This is a genomic window from Paenibacillus sp. 7523-1 (assembly GCF_002276415.1).
GTDB classification, from domain to species: Bacteria; Bacillota; Bacilli; order Paenibacillales; family Paenibacillaceae; genus Paenibacillus; species Paenibacillus illinoisensis_A.
Map to the genome: position 1 here is coordinate 1 of NZ_NPBR01000041.1, position 420 is coordinate 420.

The following is a 420-nucleotide window of genomic DNA, read 5'->3' on the forward strand; positions in this document are numbered from 1 at the left end:
CTCGGGATCCGTCTCGGAGAGAGCAGACTTTCAATTACAGGGCTTTTACCTTCTTTGGCGGGCCTTTCCAGACCTCTTCGTTTAACCGGCTCCTTTGTAACTCCATGTGAGACGTCCCACAACCCCAGAGAGCAAGCTCTCTGGTTTGGGCTGTTCCGCGTTCGCTCGCCGCTACTGACGGAATCACTATTGTTTTCTCTTCCTCAAGGTACTTAGATGTTTCAGTTCCCCTGGTATGCCTCTACATAACCTATGTATTCAGTTATGAGTAACTGGATATTACCCCAGCTGGGTTTCCCCATTCGGACATCCCCGGATCAAAGCTTGCTTACAGCTCCCCGAGGCAGTATCGTTGTTCGCCACGTCCTTCATCGGCTCCTAGCGCCTAGGCATCCTCCGTGTGCTCTTAGTAGCTTAACC

The 420-nt window shown here is 51.7% G+C and carries 1 rRNA gene; it reads right to left on the reverse strand.

The features are described from left to right. Positions 1 to 420, reverse strand: a 23S ribosomal RNA gene (locus tag CHH60_RS29400); the annotation flags it as partial.